This window comes from Candidatus Dependentiae bacterium (assembly GCA_013821315.1).
Lineage (GTDB): Bacteria > Babelota > Babeliae > Babelales > Babelaceae > JACDHA01.
The window spans coordinates 1-11,082 of sequence record JACDHA010000035.1; the positions used below are offsets into that span (position 1 = coordinate 1).

At 35.1% G+C, this 11,082-nt stretch carries 10 protein-coding genes; 4 read left to right on the top strand and 6 right to left on the bottom strand.

Annotated features, from left to right (window positions below):
• Positions 1-42 precede the first annotated feature (42 nt).
• Positions 43-201 (top strand): hypothetical protein, encoded by a 159-nt coding sequence (locus tag H0X48_06415; protein ID MBA3954926.1) that lies wholly within the window; start codon positions 43-45, stop codon positions 199-201.
• Between the two features lie 84 nt (positions 202-285).
• Here the strand turns inward: H0X48_06415 and H0X48_06420 are convergent, their stop codons facing one another.
• Positions 286-1,362: an ankyrin repeat domain-containing protein gene (locus H0X48_06420; protein ID MBA3954927.1), complete on the bottom strand. Its 1,077-nt coding sequence runs from the start codon at positions 1,360-1,362 to the stop codon at positions 286-288.
• Positions 1,363-1,595: 233 nt separating this feature from the next.
• Between H0X48_06420 and H0X48_06425 the strand changes: the two genes are divergently transcribed.
• Positions 1,596-3,239 (top strand): hypothetical protein, encoded by a 1,644-nt coding sequence (locus H0X48_06425; GenBank protein MBA3954928.1) that lies wholly within the window; start codon positions 1,596-1,598, stop codon positions 3,237-3,239.
• A gap of 112 nt (positions 3,240-3,351) precedes the next feature.
• Here the strand turns inward: H0X48_06425 and H0X48_06430 are convergent, their stop codons facing one another.
• The 3 genes from H0X48_06430 to H0X48_06440 all read right to left on the bottom strand — a co-directional run bounded on the left by H0X48_06430 (position 3,352) and on the right by H0X48_06440 (position 7,510).
• Positions 3,352-4,323 (bottom strand): ankyrin repeat domain-containing protein, encoded by a 972-nt coding sequence (locus H0X48_06430; protein ID MBA3954929.1) that lies wholly within the window; start codon positions 4,321-4,323, stop codon positions 3,352-3,354.
• A gap of 87 nt (positions 4,324-4,410) precedes the next feature.
• On the bottom strand, positions 4,411-5,487 hold the full coding sequence (locus H0X48_06435) for an ankyrin repeat domain-containing protein (protein ID MBA3954930.1): 1,077 nt from the start codon (positions 5,485-5,487) through the stop codon (positions 4,411-4,413).
• A 175-nt stretch (positions 5,488-5,662) separates the two neighbouring features.
• Positions 5,663-7,510: an ankyrin repeat domain-containing protein gene (locus tag H0X48_06440; protein MBA3954931.1), complete on the bottom strand. Its 1,848-nt coding sequence runs from the start codon at positions 7,508-7,510 to the stop codon at positions 5,663-5,665.
• A gap of 343 nt (positions 7,511-7,853) precedes the next feature.
• Between H0X48_06440 and H0X48_06445 the strand changes: the two genes are divergently transcribed.
• Both H0X48_06445 and H0X48_06450 read left to right on the top strand, forming a co-directional pair.
• Entirely contained in the window at positions 7,854-8,441 is a 588-nt protein-coding gene (locus tag H0X48_06445; GenBank protein MBA3954932.1) for a hypothetical protein, read from the top strand.
• 210 nt (positions 8,442-8,651) lie between these two features.
• Positions 8,652-9,032, top strand: coding sequence for a hypothetical protein (locus H0X48_06450; GenBank protein ID MBA3954933.1), 381 nt, complete (start codon positions 8,652-8,654; stop codon positions 9,030-9,032).
• A gap of 77 nt (positions 9,033-9,109) precedes the next feature.
• On the opposite strand, the gene H0X48_06455 is transcribed toward H0X48_06450, so the two are convergent.
• Positions 9,110-9,895: a hypothetical protein gene (locus tag H0X48_06455; protein ID MBA3954934.1), complete on the bottom strand. Its 786-nt coding sequence runs from the start codon at positions 9,893-9,895 to the stop codon at positions 9,110-9,112.
• A gap of 13 nt (positions 9,896-9,908) precedes the next feature.
• A complete protein-coding gene (locus H0X48_06460) occupies positions 9,909-10,676 on the bottom strand; it encodes an ABC transporter ATP-binding protein (GenBank protein ID MBA3954935.1) in 768 nt (255 codons plus the stop codon).
• Positions 10,677-11,082: the final 406 nt, after the last annotated feature.

The following is an 11,082-nucleotide window of genomic DNA, read 5'->3' on the forward strand; positions in this document are numbered from 1 at the left end:
TTGTACTGCCTGCTTAGTACAAGTTTTTTAGCTAAAGCAGATATGTGTAATTCAGCAAGCGGTCTTGCTAAAAAGTTACCTAAAGAAAAAGTATATCAATCACCTTGTGGCCTTAAGACGTTATTTTCACCTCGGTCACAAGGCTGGAATCTTGCGCGTAACTTAGTTGGATGGCAAGAAGTATTACCCGGTTCTGATTGACGTGTGTGGGGAGATATTTCCCTTGCTGTTGAACATACGCGGTCACGTGACGGGCATAGAATCTAACTTTAGAAAAATTTTTACCTAATTTTTAGAAGAAGCTGTATAACCTATAACCTTTTTTGCAATTAGACGAGCTACTTCTGGAGGCATTTGATCGCCTGTTTTAGAAGATGCTCGTGCAAGAGTATCTAATGCTTCCTGATATTTTCTTAAGAGCTCTGCTATATACTTATAAATGTCTAATTTTGACCTCTTAAACTCTTGTTCTGCCAATAAGCCATACTCACTTAACTCTTGAGAAGTAAAATTCATTTTTTGTAATAGCTTTTTAACTAAAACTAAATACCCTTGCTTAACAGCTTCTCGCAGAGTATCTTTAGTTGGTTTAGTAGTAGCTTGCTCTAATACTTTTATATATTTTTCTATAGTTTGGGGTATGTACTGTATATCTGCTAAAGTAGTATAAGCTGGGGCCTTAGCTGGCAAATTACCTAATTGAGCAACATTTTTGGCTAGTTCAAGGGCTGTCTGTCCATTACTATCTTTAATAGTGTGATCTATACCGAATGCCAATAACAGTTCAACCTGGTATACAGAACCATGTCTTATGGCCCTGTGTAGTAAGCTTTCTTTGACACCTTGAGCATTCGTTCTTAATAAATTAATATCTGCTCCGTTATCAATAAGAAACTTAACCATAGGAATATCACCAATCATTAAAGCGGTAGCTAAAGGGGTATTGCGGTCGTTATCCTCTTGATTAATTTGAGCACCTTTTTCTAATAATATTTTTACTAAGGGAAGATTCACAAATCCAACAGCTTCAACAAGTATCAACTCACCATATTTGCCTGTTGCGTTGGCACTAGCACCTCGCTCTAAAAGTTTTTTTATTTCGGCTGTTTGTTGTTCTTGTAACTCTTTATATTGCTTACGTTCAGTTGCGCTCATATTTTTTAGTAATTTCTCCTGTTTTTTTCGTATTTCCGGTGCTGTAAATGTTGAAGATTTAGCTTCATCGGTATTTAAAAATAACGGATTTCTCATGCTATTTGGTCTTAGAGCATCAAATACTTTTTCATCCCAAGTTTTTCTCTGCATACCGACTAGGTTTTGAAACGCTACACCAGTTAATAAGATTAAAATATATTTTTTCATAGGTTCTCTCTCTTGTTATGAGATTTATGTGTATTTTATGTTAATCTTACAGCATTATTTTCAGATATACAATAATTAATTTTTATTATTATTAAAGCATTATTCTTAAAAAACTCTAGCAGGTAAGCATGGGCTATTGCTTCTTACAGAGAAAAAACTTGCAAGCTATGTGTTTTCAGACTATACTTCGCAGTGCCTAAATAGTTGAATTTTAACCTTAAAGGAGCTTGGGTATGAATCTTGTACGGTCCCTCTTGTACTGCCTGCTTAGTACAAGTTTTTTAGCTAAAGCAGATATGTGTAATTCAGCAAGCGGTCTTGCTAAAAAGTTACCTAAAGAAAAAGTATATCAATCACCTTGTGGCCTTAAGACGTTATTTTTACCTCGGTCACAAGGCTGGAATCTTGCGCGTAACTTAGCTGGATGGCAAGAAGTATTACCCGGTTCTGATGGACGTGTGTGGGGAGATATTTCCCTTGCTGTTGAACATACGCGGTCACGTGATGGGCAACGTATGGCTCACTATTTATTTGGAAGCACCTGCTTACATTTAGTGGGAAGCGCTGTAGCAGGTCGTAATAATAATCGTGATTTAGTTGCCGATTATTTTGGCCTTACGCCTACATTTAATGGCACCGTTTGCTTTAAGCCTCGTATTGAAAACACTATAGTTGATTTTAACTATCACTTAGGTCTTGATGCATGGCATTATGGCACCTATTTTAAACTACGTGCTCCTATAGTACATACGCGCTGGGACTTAGGACTTCATTGTAATGAGCAAAACAACAACGACCCTCAATCAATACCAACGCAACCATCATGTTATATGGGGCCAGGTAACGTACGTGCAGTTGAAAGCATCCGCGAAGCTCTTTCAGGGCAAACTGCTTTTGGCAACCAAGATACACCATGGATGTTTGGCAAATTCTCCTGTGGTCAAAGACATAAAACTAACATAGCTAATATTGATCTTATTTTAGGATGGAACTTCATATTAGATCATAAGTCCCATTTTGGTTTTTTTGCTCAAGGCGTACTGCCTACAGCGGCAACTCCTCGCGCTGAGTTTGTTTTTGAGCCTATTGTAGGCAACGGCGGCAACTTTGAAATTGGTGCAGGCATGTCAGGCCATACAACACTGTGGCAATCAGGATGCCACAATCTAGGCTTTTGGTTTGAAGGCAACCTAACCCATCTTATACGTAGATACCAAATACGCTCATTTGATTTTAAAGATCACGGGCCGCTCAGTCGTTATTTACTTTTAAAAGAGTTTACTACTGATAATGTCTATACCGGTACTTTGCTTAATGCTATCGATTATACCACTCATGCAGCACGCGCCGGTGGCAACTATAAAACTGATGTTGCTTTTAAGCTATCTTATTACTATGGCCAATTTGGCATAGATCTTGGGTATAACGTATATCATCGCAGCAAAGAGCGCTTATGCGTAGAACCAACATTATTCCCTTCAGAATTTATTACACGACGCTTTGGCATTAAAGGAACAGAATTTGTCTGTCAAGGTTCAGGAGATCCCCTAATACCCGACAACAACACTCAAAGCAATGCAACTATAACGCGTGCAGGCACTACAGACGCTCAAACAACGCTCGTAAGCCCAGCGGTAGGCGATATAAACTCAACTGAGCTGCGCTGCCAGCTAGTTGATATACTCAACATAGAATCCGCTCGCGCACCTGAACAAACTACGCATAAATTTTTTGGCCATCTAAGCTATACCTATATTGGCCATTGCTGGGAACCACAACTAGGCATTGGTGGCGAAATTGAATACGATGCCCATAGATGCAATCTAGGCGCACTTAACCAATGGGGCATATGGGCCAAAGGGTCTGTATCATTTTAATACCTTAATACTAAACATATAAGGGGCAACGCCCCTTATAATCCCCATAAAATCTTTAAAAAAGTAGCTACAAGTTTATTCCTTGTAGCTACTTTTATTCTCTTTACTTTTTTTATCTATTATTCGGGGCTAAGACTTCAAAGCAATCTAAAAGCCTAATCATATCGGAATTATTGTTTTCTACCGCTATACTGTAGGCGGTCTTTCCAGCCGTGTCTTGAGCAGCACGATCAGCATGCGCCAACATGAGGCGTGTGGCTAGTTGTGAAAAATTGCGAGCTACAGCGTTCATTAAAGGAGTTCTACCCAACTCATCACGTACATCGACATGAGCTTGTTGCATAAGTAACAAGTCAACCATTGGTATATTATTAAGCTTCACAGCTTTATGTAACGCAGTTGTCTTATCCATATCATCAAAAGCGTTAACATTGCATCCTGATTGAATAAGTGCTAATACAGCTTTAAGATCACCTGCATGAGCATATAGACGAAGAGCATTCTCTTTTTCAGCGTTCGTAGTTAATTTTAAACTATGGAGACTAAATAGTAATTGCCGAGTAGTTGGCAAACTAGGGAATAATACGCGATTTACCCTACGAGCAACCTGCGGGACTGTAAGCAACTGTGGATGAGCAATACACCATGCAACTGCAGTTCTTGTATCAATCATCTCTGCAATTTCATAATTTGAAAGATTATACTTACAAGCTAAAGCACAAATAAGTTGCCCCATATATTCTTGATCAACAAGTAAAGCGCTAAGCTCTTTATTTACTGAAAACAAAGACATTAGATTACTTCTAATAAGCTTTTGTACTGATTGTTTATAGTCAATTTTTGTATTGTTATTACTACAAAAGTCATCATCCGACAAAGAGTCATATTGTGCTTTAACGTCTTTAACAATAGTTTGTTGATTTGGCAAAACCTCTATAAGGCTAGCAATAATATTTTTTTTAATATCACGCGGTAAACTATTAAAGTCGGCAAGTAGCGCACTACTATCTTTTTCCAAATGATCCATAGTGAGAATTGTTTTACTAAATAATAAGGACAGAGAAAATAACAGTATTTTTTTCATAATTTCTTCTTTTGGTTTTTACAATCAACATTATTCATTATCACTAATTCTTGTTTTTCTATTATATATAATTTAAAGTTAACTTTTTTACCTAGCAACGTTATTTAAGTTTTTCAAGATATCTAAAAATCGCATTATTTTGGAATTACCTTTTTCAAACGCTATACTAGAGGGCGTATTACCAAACATGTCTTGAGCATAGCAATCAGCATTCGCCAAAATCAGACGTGTCGCCACTTTAGTGTAGTCACAAGCAATAGCATGCATTAAAGGAGTTTTACCATCTTTATCAGGCACATCAACATTGGGTTTGGGGTTTTGCACAAGCAACAAATGGACCAATTCTCTATTATTAGTCAGTACAGCACTTTTAAGAGGCGTGTCACCTTGGTAATCTTGAGTTTCTATAACAGCTTGAGCATCAATTAACAATTGTACTATTTCTGGATGATTTGATTTTACAGCCCTATGTAACGCAGTCAGCTTATCCATATCATTAACAGCATTAACGTTACACCCTGATTGAATAAGAGCTTGCACAGCAGTACCATTGCCTTCATGAGCATATTGACGAAGAGCTTCCTCTTTTTCAGCGTCCTTGATCAATTTTAAACTACACAGGCTAAAGAGTAATTGTCGAGTAGTTGGTAAAGCAGGGAACAATACACGAGCAACCTTAGAATCATGCCCCGAACTAACAGTTGAAGCTTCAAGCAGCTCTGGGTGAGCAATGCACCATTCAGCTGCAGTTCTTGTACCAATCATTTCTGCAATTTCATAATTTGAAAGAGTATATTTACAAGCTAAAGAGCAAATGAGTTGCCCAATATATTCTTGATTTAATAATAAGCTGCTTATCTCTTTATCTAGTGAAAGCCAAGAGCGTAAACTAGGCAAAATACTATCTTGCACTTTTTGTTTATAGGTAGCTTTTGAGTATGGATGTCTAAGTTGCCTAACTAAAGTTTGACTATTGGGCAAAGTAGCTATCAGACAATCAATAATATTTTTTTTAATCTTAAACGATAAATTGTTAAAACTTGAAACTAAAGACAAATTATTAAAATCTGTAACCAAAGGACCATCATAATCGCTAGGACGTTTCATGGTGAAAATTGCTTTACTAAATAATAGAGCTAGAGTGAGCAACAGTATTTTTTTCATAATTTCTTCTTTTTGTTTTTACAATTACCATCAACTACTATAGAGCTTTTTTTGCTTTTCTATTATGTATAATTTAAAGCTACCTTTTCTTGCATTAATAACAATAATATACTTAATGTCTATTGTCAAATTGAAAACAAACAATTTTAACTCTACTAGTGATCTAAAAGTATACTTATACAGCTAGATCTAAAGGAGTAATCCCAAGCTTATTCTTTTTTGTAAGCAAACTTGGCTTTAAAGCTAATAACAGCCTGCGTATAGTAACACTTTTAGCCTCAACGGCTCTATGAAGTAAAGAGTTACCTAATTCATCACAAATAGTTATCGGAAAACCTTGCTCGAGAGCATGTCGCACAAACTCATAATCGTCCTGATTAATTGCTTCTAACAGATTATTAAAATACTTTGTAAGCGCTAATTCAAGTGCACTATACGATGTACCCAAAGAGCCCAATTTAAATTCAATATATTCTTTAACAGACAATGGCTCTCTGTTTTTTGTAATGGCGGGTGTATAATTTAAAATAGCAATAACGCGTTCTGTATCATTAGCAGACAGTGCTCTATTAATAGCATGTCTATCTTCATATTCACTAACTTTATTAAAATCAGATAAAGTTTCTTCTCTAGAACCTAAAAACGCTCCATGATCGAGCAGTAAATTGACAACTGGCATACAGTTACATTTATAAGCGGCTTCAAGAAGTACATTGTTTTTAACGGTAAAGTCAGCCCCATAGGATAAAAGCAGTAAGAGCATTGCAGGAGTACATTTGCATACTTTAAAGTAAAAATCTAATACCGTAATAGATCTAGTACTGCTGATATTTAAAGAACTTATATTATTAACAAGCAAACAAGCTAAAGGTGTTAAGCCTTCATTATTTTTAGCATCAACATCAGCTCTGTTAGCTAATAGCATTTTGGCTATAGTTATAAAATTATCAGTTCCAATTGTAGTGCCCTTAGCAATGAGTGACTGAATAAGTATATGTAAAGGTGTATTGCCATCATCATCTTTTACCGTAACATCAGCTTTATTATCCAGTAATAAGCGCACAAGCTCTTTATTACCAATCTCAGCGGCCTTATGGAGAATAGTACTATTATTTTTACCACGAATATTAGGATTAGCGCCTAATGATAGTATGCTCGTAAAAGAAGCTATAGTAGTCCGATTAATCCCTGTTTTAAGAGCAGAAACCATTGCCTCACGCAACTTTTTATCTCGTTGCAAAGGAAAGTTTTTTGAAAGTCGATAAGCTGCAAGCTTTTTAACCGTTTTAGGTTTAACAAAAGCTTCATGCTCAGCAAGCAAAGCAACAATCTCTGGCGTACTTAAAATTTTAGCCCATTCAAGCAGCCCTACTTGCATATTATCATTATAGTCTACATCACAAAGAAGTGCGGTGTTTGCTTTGTGAGAAAGCAACAATTTTATCATATCACTATTTTGAGTTACTAGAGCCCAATGAAGAGGAGTTAAATGATGGAAAACTCTTGTTTCCCTGCTAGAGACTATACTTTGATTTAATTGCTCTATTAAACGCAGATTATTATTAGTCTTGTGGGCAAAATCAGGTATCATTAGATAGGTAGGAGGCAATATGTGATAATGAAATATCCCCATAAATTTTGAATAGTTATTAATAAACATTCCATAACCACCCTTCTGCTGACAAGGATATACAAAATTAATAATACTCTTAAGAGTAACATAAGACTCTTGAGTAAAATCTTTAGGTAATTGACTTATACTTAAAGCAATATACTCACCTTGAGCATTAACATCTGCACCGTGCTCAAGTAATAACTTTACCATGGGCATATTATTTGCTAAAACCGCCCAATGAAGCAAGCCGTAACCGCTACAGTCATAAGCATCACAGTTACCCCCTTTAGAAAGAAGATATTTCATCTGCTCTCTATTATTTGTTCTTAATGCTGCAAACAACTGTTTATCACCAGCATACGAAGCAAAAAAACCTATACAAGTTAAAAATAATAATATTTTATTCATGAAAAATCTCTTAAGTTAAATAGTGTTTTTAGTAATATACAAAAAATTTGAACTGTAATGCCATATATACATTTATTAAGTAACTACATTAAAACTTAGCGCTCTATGCATAGGGGACAGTCCCTACTAAAAAGCAAGAATAATTTTTTGATTTTTGATCAAATAGTATTCTAAATTACATATTTTAGTTATCGCAACCCTAGAATTAACAAAGTTAACTTAATTTCAATATATTGTCAAATTGAAAATCATATCCACTAAGCTAACTAGGAGTTCATAGTTGATTTATTTTTAATAGCATGTTATATTTAATAAAAAATAAAATTAATTTATGAAAGAATTTATGAAAAAAAATATGTATTTATCTTTACTCTTGTGTCTATCAATGCCGATTATTACGCGAGCAATGGATCAAGATGGAGAAACAATGCCTTTACTAGATAATCAACCAACACAGCAAAGCTATACACTTCAAGACGATATTATTATAGATATAAATCCCCTTGTTGCCTCAAGTGATTCTGAAGCTCAACAAAAAATTGATGGCAATCAATTAATTCATAGCTTACCCGATGAAATCTGGCATCGTATAGCCAACTATTTAGACTTTAAAGATCCAGCTCTTGTTCAATTTATTGCTCTTTATTTTGGATTACCACAAGATAAAGTTGAACAAATAGCGCTCTATTTAAAACAATATTATAAAAAACAGTCAACAGATACTAAAGAATGGCTCGATAAAACTCGCACTAGTCAAGCATTTAAAACAGCCCATGTACCTTATGCTCATCAAGCTATTAAAAAGGCTTTAAGAGAACATATGCAAGCAGTAACAATTGATTTGCAACAAAGATTTAATTTAATTTTAACAGATCAGAATTCTAAACTAGAAGAACTTTTTGACAATGAGTATAGTACTATTATTACTTAAGCAATTCCACAAGCAAACCCAGATTTAAGTGACGCAAATACACAGATTACTCAAGCTGATTTAGCAACCTTAAAACACCTTCATTTACTTGTTAAAGAGCTTCTCTTTACTTATAAATCATCTTTCGCTGCTGCTGCATCTCATAAAAAAGCAGTTATAGCCCTTACAGCTACTCTAGCTATTTCAACAGGCTTACTACTTATATGTGCTTTGACAGATTTATTTGCACCTCACAAACATAGCACCAAAGTTCCTCATAGCATTGATGTACTTATAGACACTGGTCTTTATAGTGGACTTTCACTTTTAGCACTTAGTACTTTTATACTCTACAAGCTTTATCCCTCTATGGTAACAGAATCTATAGGGAGTCCAGATCAGCCTACATTACATTATATTAAAACTGGTATACAACGTGAGCTTAAGTCTTTTAAACCGTCCTTGCCGTGTATTACTTTATATAAAAAAGCAAAAACCAAGAGTAATCCTTGGGCTATTTTTAAGCTCATACAAGCTAAATATGGATTTTTACTAGAGCTTGAAAGATGGCTAGATCAACGAATTAAACAATTAGAGCCAGTTGCTCATTAATTTTAGTTGTTCTATTAAATGTAAAAGAGGCTACAAGTGTAATGCTTGTAGCCTCTTTTGGTTAGACAAATGTGAGCTTATACAAAATCAAGCTTTTTTCGCAGCCTCGAGATACCCATATACCCAATTATAAAAATAAAGAGCACGAGAGCTAAAATACATAGACCAAAAGGCAAATTACCTTCTTGTCCCAGTATCGAAATACGTGTACCTTCCATTATCCATAAAAAAGGATTAAGCAAATCTAAGTAAGCCAGTACTGGTGAAAATGCATATAAAGCCTGCCAAGTAAACTGAAATCCTCCTAAAAACCACAGTGGAAATACAAAACGCATCCACGTATGATCAGTTGCTATGTCTTTAATCATAGTACCTAAAAACAGAGCAAATACACCACTAAACATATTACTGAGCAAAAAGATAAGTGCTAGTTTAGACCATGAAACGGCAGCTAAGCTCAACTGATTAAACAAGAGAAGCTTTGCTAAAGGGAGCACCCAAATACCAATACTTGCTGCTGTTAAAGCAAAATAAGTAGCGATTTTTATAGGGACCAACCAAGAAGGCAGTGGCAATGTCAATGAATAAGTAATCGTCTGATCACCTTTAAGATCTGCTGCTAAGCTCATAGTATTTGGATATACTTCCATAAGACCTGCACTTGCCACTAAACCAGCAACTAAAAGTAATCCAAATGAACTAGGAATACCAAGCGATGGTAATATATAACTTGTTATAACTATATTAATTATTACCCAAATACCGGTATCAATTACTTTACCAACATATTCTTTTTTAAAAACACTTATATCAGCTTTTAAAAGCCATATAAACGTTGAAAGTACTCTTTTTGAAAAATACATATACACTCCTACGTTAGTTCAGCCCTGTTTCATGAGCTGTTTCTTCAAATAAATGTAAAAATACATCTTCTAATGTACCTTTACTGTAAGCAACTTTTAAATTTTGAGGCGTATCGACAAGCTTTATAAGACCTTTGTCTAAAATGCATACACGATCAGATAAATATTCAGCTTCATCAATATAATGGGTTGTCAGTAGTATTGAGATACCACGATCCCTTAAGCTTTTTATAAGGTCCCATAACTGGCGACGCACATGAGGATCAAGTGCAACTGTTGGCTCATCTAAGATAAGCAATTGGGGATCATGAATAAGCGCACGCGCAAGTAAAAAACGTTGTTTATAACCACCTGAAAGCACTTCTGCTTTAGACTCTGCATATTCTTTTAGATTAAACGTATGTAACAACGCTTCTACTTTATTTTGAATAACGTGCTCATCAAGCCCATAATACCTACCTGAATACACCAAATTTTCTCTTAGTGTTAAAGAAGGATTGAGATTTACTTTTTGAGGACAAAACCCAATAACTGACCTATAAGACAGCAAATCAGCATAAATAGACTTACCTTGCCATACAATATCTCCTGCCGTTGGTGGATGCAAGGTCGCAATAATGGTTGAAAGCGTTGTTTTGCCTGCGCCGTTTACACCAAGCAAACTGACTATTTCACCTTTATAAATATCAAGGGATACACCTTTAAGAGCTTGTTTAATAAGCTTATTATTAACATAATAGTTTTTTTGCAGATTTTTAATCTGTAGCAATAGAGAACTCATAATTTTACCTCATGAGAGCAAAAAAGACACAATGCATGCTTTAAGCGCAAAAGCACACGTATTAATACAGTGGAAATTGAAAAAACGAAGAACTACTTTTAATCTAAGTTATTTTAAACTTGATCTAAGTAGTTAGAGACTGGGTGGGGTTTTCATGGCTTTTATACTCCCGGGGGTAAAGCCTTAACATAAAATAATTAGTATACATGGTACCTTAGTTTAACCTAAAAAGCAAATTACTTGTCAAGTATATTTTAAACTTTAAATGCATCGAGAGATTTGTGTGCTATAAAATCCCTTACAATAGTTTGAGTAGTTTTTAAAACTCTTAGTAAGGCTTCATGGGTATTAAAAGCATTATGGGGAGAGATAATTACGTTGGGTCGTGAAAATAATACATGATTAA

What these genes read in the sequence shown, in the direction of transcription:
- H0X48_06415 (MBA3954926.1), top strand. Translation starts at nt 43, where the DNA reads ATGTGTAATTCAGCAAGCGGTCTTGCTAAAAAGTTACCTAAAGAAAAA.
- H0X48_06420 (MBA3954927.1), bottom strand. Translation starts at nt 1,362, where the DNA reads ATGAAAAAATATATTTTAATCTTATTAACTGGTGTAGCGTTTCAAAAC.
- H0X48_06425 (MBA3954928.1), top strand. Translation starts at nt 1,596, where the DNA reads ATGAATCTTGTACGGTCCCTCTTGTACTGCCTGCTTAGTACAAGTTTT.
- H0X48_06435 (MBA3954930.1), bottom strand. Translation starts at nt 5,487, where the DNA reads ATGAAAAAAATACTGTTGCTCACTCTAGCTCTATTATTTAGTAAAGCA.
- H0X48_06455 (MBA3954934.1), bottom strand. Translation starts at nt 9,895, where the DNA reads ATGTATTTTTCAAAAAGAGTACTTTCAACGTTTATATGGCTTTTAAAA.
- H0X48_06445 (MBA3954932.1), top strand. Translation starts at nt 7,854, where the DNA reads ATGAAAAAAAATATGTATTTATCTTTACTCTTGTGTCTATCAATGCCG.
- H0X48_06440 (MBA3954931.1), bottom strand. Translation starts at nt 7,510, where the DNA reads ATGAATAAAATATTATTATTTTTAACTTGTATAGGTTTTTTTGCTTCG.
- H0X48_06430 (MBA3954929.1), bottom strand. Translation starts at nt 4,323, where the DNA reads ATGAAAAAAATACTGTTATTTTCTCTGTCCTTATTATTTAGTAAAACA.
- H0X48_06460 (MBA3954935.1), bottom strand. Translation starts at nt 10,676, where the DNA reads ATGAGTTCTCTATTGCTACAGATTAAAAATCTGCAAAAAAACTATTAT.